18 protein-coding genes are annotated in these 18,572 nt (G+C 70.6%); 8 read left to right on the top strand and 10 right to left on the bottom strand.

Going from position 1 to position 18,572, the window contains the following annotated elements; translation table 11 throughout:
- The first annotated feature begins 5 nt into the window (after positions 1-5).
- Together ACZ6B8_RS15835 and ACZ6B8_RS15840 are read left to right on the top strand one after the other, a co-directional pair.
- Entirely contained in the window at positions 6-575 is a 570-nt protein-coding gene (locus ACZ6B8_RS15835; protein WP_471087583.1) for an amino-acid N-acetyltransferase, read from the top strand.
- 270 nt (positions 576-845) lie between these two features.
- Complete coding sequence (locus ACZ6B8_RS15840; RefSeq protein WP_355811185.1) at positions 846-1,184, top strand: histone-like nucleoid-structuring protein Lsr2; 339 nt, start codon at positions 846-848, stop codon at positions 1,182-1,184.
- Here ACZ6B8_RS15840 and ACZ6B8_RS15845 read toward each other — a convergent pair.
- Entirely contained in the window at positions 1,163-1,726 is a 564-nt protein-coding gene (locus ACZ6B8_RS15845) for an SCO3374 family protein (RefSeq protein ID WP_471087586.1), read from the bottom strand. The two genes, ACZ6B8_RS15840 and ACZ6B8_RS15845, sit on opposite strands and share 22 nt — an antisense overlap.
- A 467-nt stretch (positions 1,727-2,193) precedes the next feature.
- Here ACZ6B8_RS15845 and ACZ6B8_RS15850 point away from each other — a divergent pair, with 467 nt between their 5' ends.
- Positions 2,194-4,722 carry an ATP-dependent Clp protease ATP-binding subunit gene (locus ACZ6B8_RS15850; RefSeq protein WP_362997179.1) on the top strand — a complete coding sequence of 843 codons (2,529 nt, stop codon included), beginning with the start codon at positions 2,194-2,196 and terminating at the stop codon, positions 4,720-4,722.
- A gap of 134 nt (positions 4,723-4,856) precedes the next feature.
- On the opposite strand, the gene ACZ6B8_RS15855 is transcribed toward ACZ6B8_RS15850, so the two are convergent.
- Together ACZ6B8_RS15855 and ACZ6B8_RS15860 are read right to left on the bottom strand one after the other, a co-directional pair.
- Positions 4,857-5,066, bottom strand: coding sequence for a DUF397 domain-containing protein (locus ACZ6B8_RS15855; protein WP_471607539.1), 210 nt, complete (start codon positions 5,064-5,066; stop codon positions 4,857-4,859).
- The gene (locus ACZ6B8_RS15860) at positions 5,063-6,061 is read right to left on the bottom strand and encodes a helix-turn-helix domain-containing protein (RefSeq protein WP_471607567.1); all 999 of its coding nucleotides are present in this window, start codon (positions 6,059-6,061) and stop codon (positions 5,063-5,065) included. Before ACZ6B8_RS15860 ends, ACZ6B8_RS15855 begins: the two co-directional genes overlap by 4 nt.
- Before the next feature lie 215 nt (positions 6,062-6,276).
- On the opposite strand from ACZ6B8_RS15860, the gene ACZ6B8_RS15865 reads away from it, so the two are divergent.
- Positions 6,277-6,696, top strand: a complete 420-nt coding sequence (locus ACZ6B8_RS15865; RefSeq protein WP_471607540.1) for an ATP-binding protein — start codon at positions 6,277-6,279, stop codon at positions 6,694-6,696.
- Positions 6,697-7,221: 525 nt separating this feature from the next.
- Positions 7,222-7,893 carry a M23 family metallopeptidase gene (locus ACZ6B8_RS15870; RefSeq protein WP_471607541.1) on the top strand — a complete coding sequence of 224 codons (672 nt, stop codon included), beginning with the start codon at positions 7,222-7,224 and terminating at the stop codon, positions 7,891-7,893.
- Positions 7,894-7,915: 22 nt separating this feature from the next.
- On the opposite strand, the gene ACZ6B8_RS15875 is transcribed toward ACZ6B8_RS15870, so the two are convergent.
- Positions 7,916-8,509: a TetR/AcrR family transcriptional regulator gene (locus tag ACZ6B8_RS15875; RefSeq protein ID WP_471607542.1), complete on the bottom strand. Its 594-nt coding sequence runs from the start codon at positions 8,507-8,509 to the stop codon at positions 7,916-7,918.
- Between the two features lie 232 nt (positions 8,510-8,741).
- On the opposite strand from ACZ6B8_RS15875, the gene ACZ6B8_RS15880 reads away from it, so the two are divergent.
- Complete coding sequence (locus ACZ6B8_RS15880; protein ID WP_471607568.1) at positions 8,742-10,454, top strand: MDR family MFS transporter; 1,713 nt, start codon at positions 8,742-8,744, stop codon at positions 10,452-10,454.
- Between the two features lie 85 nt (positions 10,455-10,539).
- Here the strand turns inward: ACZ6B8_RS15880 and cseC are convergent, their stop codons facing one another.
- The 5 genes from cseC to ACZ6B8_RS15905 form a co-directional block, all read right to left on the bottom strand.
- Positions 10,540-11,913: a two-component system sensor histidine kinase CseC gene (gene cseC / locus ACZ6B8_RS15885; RefSeq protein WP_471087607.1), complete on the bottom strand. Its 1,374-nt coding sequence runs from the start codon at positions 11,911-11,913 to the stop codon at positions 10,540-10,542.
- Positions 11,914-12,001: 88 nt separating this feature from the next.
- Entirely contained in the window at positions 12,002-12,715 is a 714-nt protein-coding gene (gene cseB / locus ACZ6B8_RS15890; protein WP_471087610.1) for a two-component system response regulator CseB, read from the bottom strand.
- 111 nt (positions 12,716-12,826) lie between these two features.
- Entirely contained in the window at positions 12,827-13,414 is a 588-nt protein-coding gene (locus tag ACZ6B8_RS15895) for a hypothetical protein (RefSeq protein ID WP_471087706.1), read from the bottom strand.
- Positions 13,415-13,455: 41 nt separating this feature from the next.
- Positions 13,456-13,995, bottom strand: a complete 540-nt coding sequence (locus ACZ6B8_RS15900) for a SigE family RNA polymerase sigma factor (RefSeq protein WP_055567865.1) — start codon at positions 13,993-13,995, stop codon at positions 13,456-13,458.
- A 150-nt stretch (positions 13,996-14,145) separates the two neighbouring features.
- The gene (locus ACZ6B8_RS15905) at positions 14,146-15,111 is read right to left on the bottom strand and encodes an HhH-GPD family protein (RefSeq protein WP_471607543.1); all 966 of its coding nucleotides are present in this window, start codon (positions 15,109-15,111) and stop codon (positions 14,146-14,148) included.
- A 236-nt stretch (positions 15,112-15,347) separates the two neighbouring features.
- Between ACZ6B8_RS15905 and ACZ6B8_RS15910 the strand changes: the two genes are divergently transcribed.
- Both ACZ6B8_RS15910 and ACZ6B8_RS15915 read left to right on the top strand, forming a co-directional pair.
- Positions 15,348-17,042, top strand: coding sequence for a sensor histidine kinase (locus ACZ6B8_RS15910; RefSeq protein ID WP_471607544.1), 1,695 nt, complete (start codon positions 15,348-15,350; stop codon positions 17,040-17,042).
- A gap of 62 nt (positions 17,043-17,104) precedes the next feature.
- On the top strand, positions 17,105-17,731 hold the full coding sequence (locus ACZ6B8_RS15915) for a response regulator (protein WP_471087709.1): 627 nt from the start codon (positions 17,105-17,107) through the stop codon (positions 17,729-17,731).
- A 15-nt stretch (positions 17,732-17,746) separates the two neighbouring features.
- Here ACZ6B8_RS15915 and ACZ6B8_RS15920 read toward each other — a convergent pair whose 3' ends face one another.
- Positions 17,747-18,526 carry a phosphatase PAP2 family protein gene (locus tag ACZ6B8_RS15920; RefSeq protein ID WP_471087621.1) on the bottom strand — a complete coding sequence of 260 codons (780 nt, stop codon included), beginning with the start codon at positions 18,524-18,526 and terminating at the stop codon, positions 17,747-17,749.
- Positions 18,527-18,572 lie beyond the last annotated feature (46 nt).

Consider the following 18,572-nt stretch of genomic DNA (forward strand, 5'->3'; position numbering starts at 1 on the left):
CGCTCATGCCAGCAGAGGTCCCCGGACGCAACGAACGCAACGAACGCAACGAACTCAGCGAACTCAGCGCAAAAGCGGTCTCCGTCCGCAGGGCGCGAACCTCCGATGTGCCGGCCGTGCGCCGGCTCCTCGACTCCTACGTCCGCGAGCGCATCCTCCTGGACAAAGCGACGGTGACCCTTTACGAGGACATCCAGGAGTTCTGGGTGGCGGAACGCGACGACAACGCGGAGTTGGTCGGCTGCGGCGCTCTGCACGTGATGTGGGAAGACCTCGCGGAAGTCCGCACCCTCGCCGTGAACCCGGAGGTCAAGGGGGCCGGAGTGGGACATCAACTGTTGGGCAAGTTGCTCCAGACCGCGGGCTGGCTCGGCGTCCGCAAGGTTTTCTGTCTCACCTTCGAAGTCGACTTCTTCGCGAAGCACGGCTTCGTGGAGATCGGCGAGACTCCGGTCGACGGAGATGTCTACAGCGAGCTCCTGCGTTCCTATGACGAGGGCGTCGCGGAGTTCCTCGGCCTCGAACGAGTGAAACCGAACACCTTGGGCAACAGCCGGATGCTTCTGCATCTGTGATCGCCGCGGCGGGAAGCGTGACGGAACAGTGAACGGGGCAAGGACGGAACACGGGTATTCCTGGCGGCAGCCTGCCCCGGTGCCCTATGTCCGAAACGCGCACGTTTCCGGGCTTCCCGGGGTCCCCGGTCTCTCCCAGGGGTTTGTGTTTTTCCGGCAAAAGCGGTTTGCTTTCCGACGTACTGCAGTACTGCATATAACAAGGGGCCGAGGAATCGGCGGCGTGTGCCGCGCGGCCCGGCCCCACAGTTATCGATGAAAGGAAATCCGGTGGCACAGAAGGTTCAGGTCCTTCTTGTCGACGACCTCGACGGTGGCGAGGCAGACGAGACCGTGACGTTCGCGCTGGACGGCAAGTCCTACGAGATCGACCTCACCACGGCCAACGCGGACAAGCTCCGAGGCGCCCTCGAGGACTTCGTCAAGGCCGGTCGGCGCACCGGAGGCCGTGGCTCGGGCGGCCGCGGCAAGGCCCGTGCGGCCGCGTCCAGCGGCAGCCAGGACACCGCCGCGATCCGCGCCTGGGCGAAGGAGAACGGTTTCGAGGTCAACGACCGCGGCCGTGTCCCCGCCTCCATTCGCGAGGCCTACGAGAAGGCCAACGGCTGACGGCTGCGGCGCCGCAGCCGGACCCGGTGGCAGTTCGTCGCCGCCGTGTCCACCAGCCGTACGAGACCGGAGCCCACGGCGGGGTCGCTGCGGAGCGCGGTGCCGCTCCCCGCGGTCGCGGGCAGGGACACCGGCGCAGGCAGCGTCGGCTCCACCTCACAGCCGGGCTCCGGGGGTCGCAGCCAGACGGCGGCCCCCCGCGAGCCGGACCACCCCGGGGGCGTGGGCGCGTCGATCCGCCCGCCCGCCCCGATCGCGGTGAGGCCGAGCGGGATGCCTCCCCACTCCAGCCAGTCGAGCAGCCCCGGCAGCTCGTCCGCGCTTCCCGCGCCGACCAGGAGCCACATCGTTGCCCCGCGCAGCGCCACCGGAGCCTTCGGCCCGAGGTGCCGCAGCGCCGCGAAGCCCGCCTCCGCGGGCAGCTGCAGGACGTCGAAGCGCAGCCCCGTCACCAGACGCACCGGGCCGGGCCCGGGGGCGGTCGCCCAGCCGAGCTCGTTCTCGTACCACCGCCGCACCGGATCGTTCCGCTCGGCCGGCATACGGGGCTGAGGAACTGTGGGAGCCATGTCGGAGAAACAGCCCGCGAGGCACCGGAGTTACGGAAGGTAGCGGTCTGAACGCGTTACGCGTCCGAAAAGGGGGCGTAAGGGGGTACCCGGCGGCGCAAGGGTGTTCGCCCGTAGCTGAGGGAACCGGGGCGCGCCGCATGGAGTGTCAGGTCTGACGGGTAAGACATCCCTAGTGGGAAGGGGCGACACGCGGTCCGCGGCACCTCACGTTCGCCATCGGCGTAGTGATGGTGGGGGTAACTGCCTGGCCTGCGGGAACATCGTCTCGCACCATCGGGTTGGAGCAGTTGTCGGCGTTCGAGGTCAGGACTTCCCCTGCGAAGGGGGCCCGGTGTCGGCAGTTGGAATGAGCGGTCCCCGCTTGCGGGACTAAGCTGCGGAAGGACAGGGAGGGGACCGACCCCTTACTGCCTGACCGCTCTGAGGAGCGATTAACGATGTTCGAGAGGTTCACCGACCGCGCGCGGCGGGTTGTCGTCCTGGCTCAGGAAGAAGCCCGGATGCTCAACCACAACTACATCGGCACCGAGCACATCCTCCTGGGCTTGATCCACGAGGGCGAGGGTGTCGCCGCTAAGGCCCTGGAGAGCCTCGGGATTTCGCTCGAGGCGGTCCGCCAGCAGGTGGAGGAGATCATCGGGCAGGGCCAGCAGGCTCCGTCCGGCCACATCCCCTTCACCCCCCGTGCCAAGAAGGTCCTGGAGCTGTCGCTCCGCGAGGCCCTTCAGCTGGGCCACAACTACATCGGCACGGAGCACATCCTGCTCGGCCTGATCCGCGAGGGCGAGGGCGTCGCCGCCCAGGTCCTGGTCAAGCTGGGCGCCGATCTCAACCGGGTGCGGCAGCAGGTCATCCAGCTGCTCTCCGGCTACCAGGGCAAGGAGACCGCCACCGCCGGCGGTCCTGCCGAGGGCACGCCCTCCACGTCCCTGGTCCTCGACCAGTTCGGCCGGAACCTCACCCAGGCCGCTCGTGAGTCCAAGCTCGACCCGGTCATCGGGCGCGAGAAGGAGATCGAGCGGGTCATGCAGGTGCTGTCCCGCCGTACGAAGAACAACCCGGTCCTCATCGGTGAGCCCGGCGTCGGCAAGACCGCCGTCGTCGAGGGCCTCGCCCAGGCCATCGTCAAGGGCGAGGTGCCCGAGACCCTCAAGGACAAGCACCTCTACACCCTCGACCTCGGTGCCCTGGTCGCCGGTTCCCGCTACCGCGGTGACTTCGAGGAGCGCCTCAAGAAGGTCCTCAAGGAGATCCGCACCCGCGGCGACATCATCCTGTTCATCGACGAGCTGCACACGCTCGTGGGTGCGGGTGCCGCCGAGGGCGCCATCGACGCGGCTTCCATCCTGAAGCCGATGCTGGCCCGCGGTGAGCTCCAGACCATCGGCGCCACCACGCTCGACGAGTACCGCAAGCACCTGGAGAAGGACGCGGCCCTCGAGCGCCGCTTCCAGCCCATCCAGGTCGCGGAGCCGTCGCTGCCGCACACCATCGAGATCCTCAAGGGTCTGCGCGACCGTTACGAGGCCCACCACCGGGTCTCCATCACGGACGAGGCGCTGGTCCAGGCCGCCACCCTGGCCGACCGGTACATCTCGGACCGCTTCCTGCCGGACAAGGCGATCGACCTGATCGACGAGGCCGGTTCCCGGATGCGCATCCGCCGGATGACCGCGCCGCCGGACCTCCGCGAGTTCGACGAGAAGATCGCGGGCGTGCGCCGCGACAAGGAGTCGGCCATCGACTCCCAGGACTTCGAGAAGGCGGCTTCTCTCCGTGACAAGGAGAAGCAGCTGCTCGCCGCGAAGGCCAAGCGCGAGAAGGAGTGGAAGGCCGGCGACATGGACGTCGTCGCCGAGGTCGACGGCGAGCTGATCGCCGAGGTCCTCGCGACTGCCACCGGCATCCCGGTCTTCAAGCTGACCGAGGAGGAGTCCTCGCGTCTGCTGCGCATGGAGGACGAGCTCCACAAGCGCGTCATCGGCCAGAAGGACGCCGTCAAGGCGCTCTCGAAGGCGATCCGGCGTACGCGTGCGGGCCTCAAGGACCCCAAGCGCCCCGGTGGCTCGTTCATCTTCGCCGGCCCGTCCGGTGTCGGTAAGACCGAGCTCTCGAAGGCGCTCGCCGAGTTCCTCTTCGGCGACGAGGACGCGCTGATCTCCCTCGACATGTCGGAGTTCAGCGAGAAGCACACGGTCTCGCGTCTCTTCGGTTCGCCCCCCGGTTACGTGGGGTACGAAGAGGGCGGCCAGCTGACCGAGAAGGTCCGCCGCAAGCCGTTCTCCGTCGTCCTCTTCGACGAGGTGGAGAAGGCCCACCCGGACATCTTCAACTCGCTCCTGCAGATCCTGGAGGACGGTCGCCTGACCGACTCCCAGGGCCGCGTCGTGGACTTCAAGAACACGGTCATCATCATGACGACCAACCTTGGAACCCGTGACATCTCCAAGGGCTTCAACCTGGGCTTCGCGGCCCAGGGCGACACGAAGTCCAACTACGAGCGGATGAAGAACAAGGTCAGCGACGAGCTGAAGCAGCACTTCCGCCCGGAGTTCCTGAACCGCGTGGACGACGTCGTCGTCTTCCCGCAGCTCAGCCAGGACGACATCCTCCAGATCGTCGACCTGATGATCACCAAGGTGGACGAGCGCCTGAAGGACCGGGACATGGGCATCGAGCTCTCCCAGTCCGCGAAGGAGCTGCTCGCCAAGAAGGGCTACGACCCGGTGCTCGGCGCGCGTCCGCTGCGGCGCACGATCCAGCGCGAGGTCGAGGACACCCTCTCCGAGAAGATTCTCTTCGGCGAGCTGCGCCCCGGCCACATCGTGGTCGTCGACACGGAGGGCGAGGGCGACACCGCCACGTTCACCTTCCGTGGCGAGGAGAAGGCGGCGCTGCCCGACGTGCCGCCGATCGAGTCGGCCGCGGGTGGCGGCGCGGGCCCGAATCTGAGCAAGGAGGCGTAGCCCCGCGGGGTTCACGTTTCAAGGGGGCTGCCCCGGACCACTTCGTATGGTCCGGGGCAGCCCCTTTTTTGCTGACGTGGCGTGGGCGCGGGGCGATTGTGCAACGGGCTGTTGCACAATCGCGCAGCGTGCCTTTACACGGGGCCGGTTGGTGTCGCGCACCGAACGTGCGGCCGGAGCGTGCGTATGAGGGCCGCCAGGGCCTTGCGGGTCGGGGTGAGGGTGGTCGTGGGGTCGTCGCTCTCCTGGAGGCGGATCCGGTCGTCGGGGTCGACGGCGGCTACGTAGACACAGTTCGCCTGATCTCCGCTGAAGGAGGACTTCTGCCAGTCCGGCGTGCTCATGCTTGCGCTCCCAGAAGGGTGTACAGGATGTGTTGGACAAGGCCCAGCGAATCGCGTGCCCCGTGCTTGACGGGGATCACCGTTGCGTCGATGGGCGGGAGTGCGGCTGCGCCGAGCCGATCGAATTGGTGGCGGTACTTGGTGACGGTGGCTTGACCGTGGAGGAACATCGACTGTGCGGGATGCTCCATCAGAACGGTCTCCAGCGCGCCGCCGTGCGAGGCGATGTGGCAGAACGGGGTGGTGAGTGCCGATACGGCGACGGCCGAGAAGGGCACGATCTGGATGGTCACGTGCGGGAGTTCGGCCAGCTCCACCAGCTTGAGCAGTTGCTGGTGCATGACCTGCGCGCCACCGAACCGCATGTGGAGGGCAGCTTCGTGGATGACGGCGTGGATGTGGGGCGGACGGTCGTCGACAAGCACACGTTGGCGTGCCAGACGGAAACGTACAGCGGTCTCGACCTCTGCCGTCGAGGTGACGGTGTCGCTCGCGTCGAAGATGGCGCGCGTGTAGCCCGCCACTTGGAAGAGGCCCGGCAGGAACAGCGACTCGTACGAGCGGAGCTGCACGGCCTCGGACTCCAGCTCTGCCAGATCAACCGCTGGAGCTGGTAGTTGGGACTTGTAGCTGGTCCACCAGCCCTTGCCTGTCGCCTGTCCGAGTCTCACCAGCGCGTCCACATAGGGTGAACTAGTAACCCCGTATGCCTGGCACAAGGTGCGGATGCGCTCGGCGGAGATCGGCGTGCGGCCGTTCTCCGCATGGGTCAGATGCACCCTGCCCATCCCGATCACCTCACCGGCTGCTTGCACGGTGAAGCCGCTGTCCTCGCGCAACCTCCGGAGCTCGACTCCGAGTCGGAGCTGCCGCTCGGTCGGAGCTGTTCGCAGTGCCAACGCTGTCTCTCTTCTCGAAGGTGGGGTCAGTTTGCCCGGCCGGGGCATCCGGGTCCACCAAAGAGGGCAACCAGGTTGAACAAGTAAGCCCTTCATCGCTACCTTGGGTACGGCGACGCTCACGCACCGAAGCCGGAGGCCTCGCTGTCGACGCAGTAACACCGCCATGCCCGCCCGCAGAAGCGCACCGCCCATACCAACTCCCCGTGCCGGAAGCGGAGTTGCCCGCGAGGGGTGGTAGGCCACTGCGGTCGGGTCGTGGGGGTCGGTCCATCCGTCGAAGCAGCGACCCAACGCCATGGAGGCGTCCGATGGGCGTACCCGAAAGCCCCTGCGCGGTCATCCCGCGCGAACCCGAACTCCCCCAGACCTACACCCTGTTCACCCCGGGCGGAGCCCAATGCGCCAAGGTCTGCCGGGACTTCGTGCGCGGCACCCTGGAGACCCTCGGTCTCGGTCACCTCGGTGACGCCGCCGCACTCTGCACCTCCGAGCTGGTGACCAACGTGCACCGGCACGCCAGGGGTGACGTCCACCTGCGGGCGGCCGTCGCCGAGACCCACGTACGGATCGCCGTCTACGACGGGAGTGAGCGGCTGCCCGCGCCCAGGCGGGCCCGCGCCGGGGACGACGGCGGGCGTGGGCTCTTCCTCGTGGCCGCGCTGTCGGACCTGTGCGGCGTGACTCCCGTCGGTGCCGGCAAGGGCGTGTGGTTCCAGCTCAACCGGTGACGGGGCGGCGGCGACGGGGCCGCGGTGCCGTGCCCGGCGTCACATTCGCGGCCCGTGGATCTTCCGCGCCGGTGACATGGCGCACAGGACCTACGTCACGTACTAGACGGAATAGTCGACCTCGGGGGAGGTGCGTTCGGGACCTTCGGCCCGCACCCTCCGGGACCTCCGTCGCGCCCCCGTGGGGCCGGTCCGCGCGGGGTGCGGTCGGGAGCTCGGGGGTCGCCCGACGTGCGGGTAAACCAGGGTCGGGGCCGAACATGCCCGTTTCCTGGCAAGGGGGAATTGTCCGGATTTCAGAGGCTCAAGGGGACTAAATGCTGCCGCCCCGCTACGGCTCCGGGTAGTAGAAGGGGGGTTTGAGCATCCGTGGGGACCGGGGTTACCAAGGGATGGCCGACCCGGTGAAGCGCGGTCCACGGGGACGTGGGTGACCCACCCGCCCCCTCCGCCCGCCGGGTCCGTTCATGCCCCCCTCGGTCGTCGCGTCAGGCGTCGCCGTCGTACACCCCGGAGGACATCCTCATGCTCAAGCGCACCCAGACCCCCCGTTCCTCGTTCCTCGGTACCCGCGTGGCCGTGCTCGCCCTCGGCGTCGGCGCGTCGGCGGTCCTCGGCGGCGGGGTCTCGGTCGCCGCGGGTGAGGCGCAGGGCGGCGGCGCGCTGCCCGGCGTCACCGTGAACTCGGTCAAGGCGCAGGCCGACGCGCAGGCGAAGAAGGCCGAGGCGCAGGCCAAGAAGGCCGCCGACGTCAAGAAGGCCGCTGCCGCCAAGGCCGCCGCCTGGGTCGACCCGGTCAGCAACTACACGCTCTCCGCCAAGTTCGGCCTCGGCGGCACCATGTGGTCGAGCAAGCACTCCGGCCAGGACTTCGCCGTGCCGGTCGGCACCCCGGTCGCCTCCGTGCACGGCGGCACCGTCGTCAAGGCCGGCCCCGTCGGCGCCGGTGACGGCCCCGCGTACGGCAACGCCGTCGTGATCAAGCACAGCAACGGCACGTTCTCCCAGTACGCGCACCTCTCCCGGATCGACGTCCGGGTGGGTCAGACCGTCGGCACCGGCCAGCACATCGCCCAGTCGGGCAACACCGGCAACTCCAGCGGTCCCCACCTGCACTTCGAGATCCGCACCAACCCGAACTACGGCTCGGCCGTCGACCCGGTCGCCTTCCTCCACTCGGTGGGCGTGAAGGTCTGACCCGTACCTCCGCAGCCGGTGATCAGGCGCCCGTGTGCGCCCGTGTCACCAGATCGATGGCGACCTCCAGGATGGCCTCGCGCTTCTCCTCGGGGTCGCCTTCGACGTCCTTGAGCACGAACATCCCGCCGTGCATGGTGAAGAGCGCGCTGAAGCAGCGCACCTGGTCGGACATGGCGGCCTCGGGGTCCTTGAGGAGGTCGTAGAGCCCCAGCATGCGGTCCTTGAAGCTCTCGCCGGTCTTCAGGTCGCGCACCGTGGCCTGGTTCTCCTGCATGAAGCGGAAGAGCGGCGCCGCCTCGATGAGGATCTCGCTGTAGCGGGTCAGGACCTTGGTCTTGATCTCCAGCGAGACCGGCTGCGGCTGCTCGTGGCCCCAGGCGATCAGCTCGTCGATGGGCCTGGTCAGGTCATCGAAGATGCTGGTCAGGATGTCTTCCTTGGTCTTGAAGTGGTAGTAGAGCGCCGCCTTTGTGACGTCGAGGCGCTCCGAGATCTCCCGGAGCGAGGTCTTCTCGTACCCCTGCTCGGCGAAGAGTTCGAGGGCCACGTCCTGGATGCGTTGACGTGTGTTCCCGCGGCGCTGCTGCTTGCTCGTGCCTGTGCGCGTGCCCATCGGGGTGCTCCTCGACTCCACTGAACTTCGAATTAACTTACTTGACGCCCGGCTAGTTAGGGGTCTACCTTCCCTCAGTGTAGACAACTAGCCGGGCGGCAAGTAAGTGCCGGGGTTCCGGGATCGGCCCAGGACAGGGCGGGGAGTACGGGGAGTGGGGAACATGGCAGAGAAGACCGAGGCCGGGCCGGTGGCGCAGGCGGGGCCACCGGCGCAGGCGGGCCCGTCGGCGATGACGGCAGGACCGCCGGCGAAGGCCGAGCCGCAGCCGCGCAGCGTGCGCGTCGTCCTGATGGCGCTGATGATCACGATGCTGCTCGCGATGCTCGACAACATGATCGTGAGCCCCGCGATGCCGACCATCGTCGGCGACCTCGGCGGCATGGAACACCTGTCGTGGGTCGTCACCGCCTACACCCTGGCCACCGCCGCCTCCACCCCCATCTGGGGCAAGCTCGGCGACATGTACGGGCGCAAGGGCTCGTTCCTCACCGCCATAGTCATCTTCCTCGCCGGATCCGCGCTCAGCGGCATGGCGCAGGACATGACCCAGCTCATCGGCTTCCGGGCGATCCAGGGGCTCGGCGCGGGCGGACTGATGGTCGGCGTCATGGCGATCATCGGTGACCTGGTGCCGCCGCGGGAGCGCGGCAAGTACATGGGCATGATGACCGGCGTCATGGCGGTCGCGATGATCGGCGGCCCGCTCGTCGGCGGCTCCATCACCGACCACCTCGGCTGGCGCTGGGCCTTCTACATCAACCTGCCGCTGGGCGTTGTCGCCCTCGCGATGGTCACCGCCGTCCTGCACCTGCCCAAGAAGAAGGCGCAGGGACGCATCGACTACCTCGGCGCGGCCCTGCTCACCGTCGGCATCAGCGCGCTCGTGCTGGTCACCACCTGGGGCGGCACGGAGTACGCCTGGGGCTCCGCCGTGATCATGGAGCTCATCGGCATCGGCGTCGCCTCGCTCGTCGGCTTCCTCTTCGTCCAGAAGAAGGCCGCCGAACCGATTCTGCCGCTGCACATCTTCACCAGCCGCAACTTCTCGCTGATGGCCGTGATCGGCTTCATCACCGGCTTCGTGATGTTCGGCGCGATGCTCTTCCTGCCGCTCTACCAGCAGACCGTGCAGGGCGCGTCCGCGACCAACTCCGGTCTGCTGCTGCTGCCCATGCTGCTGTCGATGATGGCCGTCTCGATGGTCGCAGGCCGGGTCACCACCTCCACCGGCAAGTACCGGGCCTTCCCGATCGTCGGCACCGTCCTGATGATCACCGGCTTCTTCCTGCTGTCGCGGATGGACACCGAGACCACCCGCCTCACCTCGGGTCTCTACATGGCCGTGCTCGGCGCCGGCATGGGCTTCCTGATGCAGATCACGATGCTCGTCGCGCAGAACAGCGTCGAGATGAAGGACATGGGCGTCGCGTCGTCCTCGGCCACCCTCTTCCGTACGCTCGGCTCCTCCTTCGGCGTCGCGATCATGGGTGTGCTCTTCAACAACCGCGTCGCCGACGTGATGGCCGAGCGGGCCGGGGCGATGGGCGGTCACGCCACCCAGGAGACCTCGCAGCTGTCCGGCCCGCGCCTCGCGGCGCTGCCGGAGGCCGTGCAGGACGCGTACCAGCACGCGGTGTCGGCCGGTACGCACTCGGCCTTCCTGCTGGGCGCCGCGATCAGCGTCGCCGCGCTGCTCGCCGCGCTCTTCGTGAAGGAGGTCCCGCTGCGGGGCTCGGGGCCGGCGGACAAGGCTGCCGTCGCCGACAAGGGTGCGGCCCTCGATAAGGGCGCGGCCCTCGACGGTGCGGAGAAGATGGTCGACGGCGCCGGGGCTACGGCCGACGGCGCCGGCAAGACGGCCGACGGTGCGGACAAGGCGGCCGGGAACGCGGGTGGGGACTCCGCGCGGCCGTCCGGGACGACGGTAGCGGAACCCGTCTGACCCCTGCCTGCCCCGCCTCGGCGGACGACGGCCCCCGGCGCTGCGGCGCCGGGGGCCGTCGTCGTGATCGTGCCTCGAAGCGCCCTCAGAAGTTGTCCGGCAGCTGAAGCACCGGATAGCTCCCCGTGTTCGTCGGCGCGTGCTCCGGCAGCCACAGCACCGCCACCGCGCCCTCGGCCGGCTCGTCGGGCGACGCCCCCGCCGGGCGTACGTTGCGGAAGGTGAGCCGCGCGCCGAGCACCCGGGCCTGGCCCGCCGCGATCGTCAGGCCGAGGCCGTGCCCGTGGCCCGCCCGGTCGGCGCTGCCGGTACGGAAACGGCTCGGCCCCTCGTTGAGGAGCGCCTCGGGGAAACCGGGGCCGTGGTCGCGGACCCGGACGACCCGGCCCTCCACGCTGACCTCGATGGGCGGCTTGCCGTGCTTGGTGGCGTTGGCGACGAGGTTGCCGAGGATGCGCTCCAGACGGCGCGGGTCGGTGGTGACCTCCGACTCGTGCACGACCGTCACCGTCACGTCGGTGGTCAGGACCGCCATCCGCCGGGACACGAACTCGCCGAGGGTGATGTCCTGCAGCTCGGCCCGCTCGGCGGCGGAGTCGAGCCGCGCCACCTCCAGTACGTCCTCGACGAGCGTGCGCATCGCCTGCGCCCGGTCCCTGACCAGCTCCGTCGGGCGGCCGGGCGGCAGCAGCTCGGCGGCCGTGAGCAGCCCGGTCACCGGCGTGCGCAGCTCGTGCGCGATGTCCGCGGTGACCCGGCGCTCGGCCTCCAGGCGCTGCTTGAGTGCGTCGGCCATGGCGTCCACGGCGCTCGCCACGTCGTCGGTCTCGTCCCGCATGACGCCGCCGATGGCCTCGCGGACGCTGACGTCCGTCTGCCCCTGGGCGACCTCGCTCGCCGCCGTCGCCGCCTTGCGCAGCCGGCGCGACAGCTGGCCGCCGATCAGCACGCCCAGCGCGCAGCCGCCGAAGACGACCGTGATCGAGCCGATGACCAGCGCCTGGTCGAGGTCCTTCATGACGGTGGCGCTGCGGTCGGTGAACCGCGAGTGCAGTGAGAGGACGTGCCCGTCGGCGAGCGGCACGGCGGCCCAGATGTCGGGCACGCCGTCGGTCTTCTCCTCGACGAAGGTGGCGCGGCGGCCCCGGAGGACCTTCTGCCGCAGCTCCTGCGGGAGCCCCGGGTCGTCGACCTTCGTGCCGAACTGCAGGGTCTGCCGCTGGGAGGCGGAGGAGTAGAGCCGCAGGGCGAACTGGATGCGCTCGTCCTGCACGTCGCGCGCGTTGTCGAGCATCGAGACGCGTGCGGCGTTGTGCACGACCAGGCTCAGCGCGATGGCGACCAGCGCGCCGACCAGTGCGATGGCCGCGGCGATCTTCCAGCGCACGCCCGTCCGCAGGTGCAGGCCGGCCCGGAACCGCTCACGGACGCGTTCGACCGCCCTGCGTCCCCCGTTCATATGTGTCGTCCCCTGGGTGCGTCGAATGGGTCGGTTGCGCTCACGCGCGGGTTCACGCGCGGGTTCACGCACGGGTTCACGCGCTCGTTCACGCCTTGAGCTTGTAGCCGAAGCCGCGGACCGTCTCGATGCGGTCCTGGCCCACCTTCGTACGCAGCCGCTGCACATGGACGTCGACGACGCGGGTGTCACCGCCCCAGCCGTAGTCCCACACGCGCTCCAAGAGCTTGTCGCGGGAGAGGACCGTGCCGGGCGCGGACGAGAATTCGAGCAGCAGGCGCATCTCGGTCGGCGTCAGCGCCACCGGCGCCCCGTCCTTGCGCACCTCCATGCCGACCGTGTCGATCTCCAGGTCGCCGAAGTGCAGCACGCCGCCGTCCGCCGTGTCGCCCTCCTCCTGACCGGACGCCGCCGAACCCGGCCCGCTGGCGTGGCCGAAGCGGCGCAGGACGGCGCGGATCCGGGCGACCAGGACGGCACCGTCGAACGGCTTGGTCACGTAGTCGTCGGCGCCGGCCTCCAGGCCGAGCACGACGTCGATGGAGTCGGCGCGCGCCGACAGCATGATGACCGGGACCGTGGACTCGTCGCGGATGCGGCGGCACAGCGAGACGCCGTCGAGGCCCGGCACCATCACGTCGAGCAGGGCGATGTCCGGCTGGTCGGCGCGGAACGCCTCCAGGCCCGAGAGGCCGTCGGGCATCGCGGTCACCGCGAAGCCGTCACGCTCCAGGGCCAACTGGGTCGCCTCGCGGATGACGTCGTCGTCCTCGACGAACAGGACGTGGGTCTGCTCTGCCATCGGGTGCTCTCAGTCCTTGTCGGTGCGGGGTACGGCGGTGCGGGGGGCGGTGGTGAGGGAGGGAAGAGAGGAGAAGAGAAGAGAGACGGGGGAGGGGCGGGGGAGCCGGGATCAGTCCGCGGCCGGTTCGGTCGGTTCGTCCACCGCGTTGCCGAAGTCGTTGCGCGTACGCCCCTGTTCGGTGAAGCGGTTCGACGACCAGCGGTACGTGATCACTTCCTCGCCGGATGGATAGGCCACCGAGTCACCCTTCGCGTACAGCTGCTGTGTCACGACCAGGTCGCCGCGGTCGATCTCCGCGTAGACGGAGGCGGGTTCCTCGGCCGTGAACACATTCTTGTACTCGTCGCCCTGGGCGCGGTACACGTAACTGCCGATCCCCACCGCGTCACCGCAGGTCAGAACGTTCACCACGACATCGGAGGACGATCCTCCGGTCAGGTTCCCGTACGACACGTCGACCGGGTAGGCCTTCCCCACGCACGGCTTCAGCTCACGCTTGATGACCGGGCTGACCTTCGGGTCGTTCTTGACGAGCCGCACCGCGTCGATCTTCTTCGTCGGCACGGCGGCCGAGGACGACGGGGACGGAGCCGTGGAGACCACGGGCTCGCTGCGGGCGGGGCCCTCGTCGCGCGCGCCGGAGCCGCCCGTCGCACAGGCGGAGAGCAAAAGGCCGAGGGCGGCGACCCCGGCCATCGCCGCGGTCACCGCCTTGACGCTTTTTCTGGCCCGGGGGCCTAGGCCGCGCAACTCTCCCGCTCCTCACGTTCGAGCGCGCGGGCGTCCAGGTCGCGGCTCTCCAGCTCCTGGCGGAGCCGGGCGAGCGCCCGGTGCAGCGTGCTCTTGACCGTTCCGGCCGACATGCCGAGGGCGGCGGCCGTCTCCTCCGTGGACATCTGCTCCCAGTGTCGCAGCACGACCACGCTGCGCTGCTTGGGAGCCAGCACCTTCATGATGTCCATCAGCAGCGCGCGGTCCGCGTGCTGCTCGGTGGAGTCTTCCACGCTCGCGTCCGGCAGCTGCTCGGTGGGCACCTCTTCGAGCTTGCGGGCCCGCCACCACTCCGTACGCGTGTTGATCATGACGCGGCGCAGATAGGCGTCCGCGAGCCGCTTGTCGGCTATGCCGTCCCAGCGGCCGTACGTCCGCACGAGCGCGGTCTGGAGCAGGTCCTGGGCGTCCACGGGGTCCGGGACCAGGCGCCGGGCACTGCGCAGCAGAGCGTCCTGCCGTGTGCGGACGTACTCCTCGAACTCGAGCACCTCGCCGTGCGCCATACCAAACCGCCTCCGTTCCGTCCCCATTGCCGACCGCTGTCCCTGCTCCGCGGTACGGATATGAAGGTACGGAGGCGTTGTCACGAGGTTGTGCGGAGCAGCCAGCGGCGGACGCACGGCTGTACGTCGGTTGTGTAACAGCCGCGGGCGTCAGGTCAGGGGCAGCCGGTACAGGCCGTCCGGCAGCGGCTCCACGAGACCGTCCGCGACCAGCCCGTCCAGCGCCCGGGCCCGCTGCACCGGCTCGCCCCACACCCGGTCGAGCGCGGCCTGCGGCACGGGCGTCACGGCCTCACGGAGCACGGCGAGCAGCTTGCCCCGCACCTGCCGGTCGGTCCCCGCGTACGTCTGGCCGCGGCGGGCCGGGCCCTCGTGCGCGGGCTTGCCCGCCGTGCGCCAGGCGCACTGCGCGGCGATCGGGCACTGCGCGCAGTTCTCGTTCCTGGCGGTGCAGACCAGGGCGCCCAGCTCCATGGAGGCGGCCGCCCACCGGGACGCGGTGCGCTCGTCATCGGGCAGCAGGGCGCGGGCGAGCTTGCGCTCGGCGGCGGTCGTCGCGTTAGGCGGGTACTGGACGCCGGTCACGGCCCGCGCGAAGACCCGGCGGACGTTGGTGTCCAGGACGGCGTGCCGCTGCCCGTACGCGAACGAGGCCACGGCCGCCGCCGTGTACTCGCCGATGCCGGGCAGCGCGAGCAACTGGGCGTGCTGCGTGGGTACGTCACCGCCGTGCCGCTCCGTTATGGCGACGGCGGCGCCGTGCAGCCGCAGGGCGCGGCGCGGATAGCCGAGCCGGCCCCAGGCGCGGACGGCCTCGCCGGGGGCCTCCTTGGCGAGGTCGGCGGGGCGGGGCCAGCGGGCGAGCCACTGCTCGTAGACGGGCAGCACGCGGCTCACCGGCGTCTGCTGGAGCATGAACTCACTGACCATCACGCCCCACGGCCCGGCGTCCGCGCGACGCCACGGCAGATCACGGGCGTGCGTGTCGAACCACGCGATGACGGGGGTGTGCAGGGCCTCACCGACGGATGCGGGGACGTCTCCGGCGGTGGGGGCGGCGTGGGTGGCGTGTCGGGGGGCGGGGCCGTTCGGCATGGGCTTCGTGGGAGCAGTCATGGCACCTCCGATCCTGCCACGGGGGTGGTGGGGTGCGGGTCCATCGACGCGGGGGCCTTTGCGGTTTTACGGGTGGGGGGTGGGCCGGGACGGCCTCGGGCCCCGGGTGGGGTCGCTCCCTGCGGGCGGCCGGGGGCCACCGTGCTCCGCCGCTCCGCGGCGGGACGGTGCGGGAGCAGGTGGACCTGACGATCGGCAGGGGCGCGGGGCGTCTCACGAAACGTACCGTCGGCGTCGTGGAACGACGTACAGGCGAGGGACACCGCCGCACCGAGGACGGACACACGACCGCCCGCACAGGAGGCCGCCTCGCACGCCCCTTCTTCCTCTGGGCCGCCCTCGCCACCCCCGTCCTGACCGTGAACCGGCTCGGTCTGAACGAACCCCGCCCCCTCGCCCAGCAGCTCACCGGCCTGGCCGCCCTCGCCGCCGCCACCGCCCTCGCCCGCGCCCGCCCCCTCCTCGCCTTCCTCCTCCCGGCGGCTCTCGGCCTCGCCACCGCCCCCTCCCTCTTCACCCTCGCCTACGGCCCCGCCTTCGCCGTCCTCGCCCTGCTCCTCGGCCGCCGCGCGGACCGTGTCCGCCCCGCCCTCCTCGCCTTCGGGGGCATCGCCCTCATCGGCACCGCCAAGATCGCCGTACGGGACGTCGACCCGATCGTGGAGTGGCTCGTCCTCATGGCGACGCTGCTCTTCGGCGCCGTCTTCCCCTGGCTCGCGGGCCGTTACTGGCGGCAGGGCCGCGAACTGGCCGCCGCCGGCTGGGCCCGCGCCGACCAGCTGGAGCGCGAACAGCGCATCGTCGCCGACCGCGCCCGGCTGCGCGAACGCGCCCGTATCGCCCAGGACATGCACGACTCCCTGGGCCACGAACTGAGTCTGATCGCCGTACGGGCGGGCGCCCTCCAGGTCGCCCCCGATCTGCCGGACCCGCACCGCGAGGCCGCCGCGGACCTCCGCGCCGCCGCCTCGCAGGCCACGGACCGCCTGCACGCCATCATCGGCCTGCTCCGCGAGGAGGGCGACGAACAGGCCCCGCTGACCCCGGCGGGCGAGAGCGTCGCCGCGCTCGTCGCCCGCGCCGCGGAGTCGGGCCTGGACATCACCTACGCCGAGGAGGGAGCCCCGCTCCCGCCGCGAGGCGACCCCGCCCGCACCGAGTCCACCCGCGCCACCGCCCACCGCGTGGTCCGGGAAGCCCTCACCAACGCGGCGAAACATGCGCCCGGCGCCCCCGTCACCGTGGCGCTGACCCACGACCACCCCGACGGCGTCACCGGCCACGCCCCCGCGACGACCGTCACCGTCACCAACGGCCGCCCGGCCCACCCCAGTTCCCGGCCCTCCTCCGGCGGCGGCTCCGGCCTGCGCGCCCTGCGCACCCACGTCACGGACCTGGGCGGCACCCTCGAAGCCGGCCCGCACGACCACGGCTTCCGCGTGACCGCCCGCCTGCCGCCCGACGGACCATCCGTGGCGCCATCCCCGCTCCTCTCCACGACCCCGCCCCCGCTCCACGCCCGGCGCCGCACGGTCATCGCGTTCGGTGCCGCCGTCACCACGGGTGTGCTGCTCGTCGGCGGAACCTTCGCCTGGTACGCGTACTCCCGCACCCACTCCGTCCTGGACCCCGCCGACTACGCGCGCCTGCGCACCGGCGAGTCCCGCACCGAAGTGGAGCGCGTCCTCCCGGACCGGACCGTCTCCGACCCGCCTCTGGAGCGGGCGCCGACGCCGCCGCCCGCGGGCGCCGACTGCGCGTACTACCGCGCGAGCGGCGCACTGTTCACCGCCGTCACCCACTTCAGACTCTGCTTCGACAAGGACGGCACCAGGGACGGCACCGGAGGCGACCGCCTCGTGGACAAGGCCGTGATCCCCACGGCGAGTGAGAATCAGCGGAGCAAGAGGGACAGGGAGCGCGCACGGTGAACGACGGGTACAGCGATCAGGGAGAGTCCACCATCCGCGTGCTGCTCGCCGATGACGAGGCCATGATCCGGGCCGGCGTGCGCGCCATCCTCGCCGCGGGCCGCGGCATCGAGGTCGTCGCGGAGGCCGGCGACGGTCGCGAGGCGGTGGCGCTCGCGCAGGCCCACCGGCCCGACGTGGCCCTGCTCGACATCCGCATGCCCCGCCTGGACGGCCTCGCCGCCGGCGAGGAGATCGTCCGTACGCTGCCCGGCACCGGTGTCGCGATGCTGACCACTTTCTCCGAGGACGCCTACATCGCGCGGGCCCTGAGCGGCGGGGCCACCGGCTTCCTGCTGAAGTCCGGCGACCCGCACGAACTCATCGCGGGCGTACGGGCGGTGGCGGGCGGCGCCGCGTTCCTCTCGCCCCGGGTCGCCCGGCACGTCATCGACGGCGTCGGCGCCCGGCGCCTCGGCCGGGGCGCCACCGCCCGCGCCCGCGTCGAGGCGCTCACCCCGCGCGAGCGCGAGGTGCTCGGCCTGGTCGGGGCGGGCCTGTCGAACCCGGAGATCGCCGCCCGGCTGCACCTGGTGGAAGGCACGGTCAAGGCATATGTGAGCGCGGTCCTCGACCGGCTGGGGGTCAGGAACCGCGTCCAGGCGGCGATCGTCGCGTACGAAGCGGGGCTCGTCCCGGACGGAGCCTGACCGGCCGCGGCCGGCTCAGTGCCGGGGCACGTCGTCGCGCCGGAAGCTCATGGTCGGCGCGTCGTACGCCGCGGGGTCGTACGCGGCGGGGTCTTGCGCCTCGTAGGGCGCACCACGAGGCGGCACCTGCGCCTGCCCCTGCGCCGCGTAAGGAGCGGAGGTGGAGGCGTTGGCGGACACCGCGGCGCGCCGCGGGCCCGGACCCGCGAACCACTTCACGACCCCGGTCGACGATCCCCGCATGGCCAGAGTGATCCGCGCCACGGGACGCGTCAGGACCCGTACGAGGACGAAGACGATCACCGCACCGAAGACCAGGCCCACCGCCACGTCGTGCGGGTAGTGCACGCCGACGAAGACCCGCGAGAAGGCCATGAGCACGGCCATCGGCACCGTGAGCGCCGCGATGCGCGGCCAGGCGAGCGCGAGGCCGACGGCCGCGGCGCCCGCGATCGTCGAGTGGTTGCTGGGGAAGGACCAGTCGCCGTGCGGCGGGCACTGGACAAGGGGGTTCAGCGCGCCGGTCACGGCCCGGCAGGGGCGTTCCTCGTCGATCGCGGACTTGACCACCTCGCTGCACACGTACGCCACCGCCGTGGTCAGCGGAGCGAGCACCGCGATCGCCAGGGCGCGGGGCTCCCCGCGCCGGGCCCGCCACCAGGCGACGATGAAGAGCACGCCGAAGAGCAGCAGGCCGAGCTCCGTCCACACCTCCGCGAGGTGCTGGAACCACGACGGTGTGTCGTGGGCGAAGTCGGTGATGTCGCGGTAGAGGTCGTCGCTCATGGTGTCCATGATTGCGGACGGTACGGAGTGGGGCCCAATCGTCACCCCTGGCGTT

Source organism: Streptomyces sp. NPDC041122, assembly GCF_055592445.1.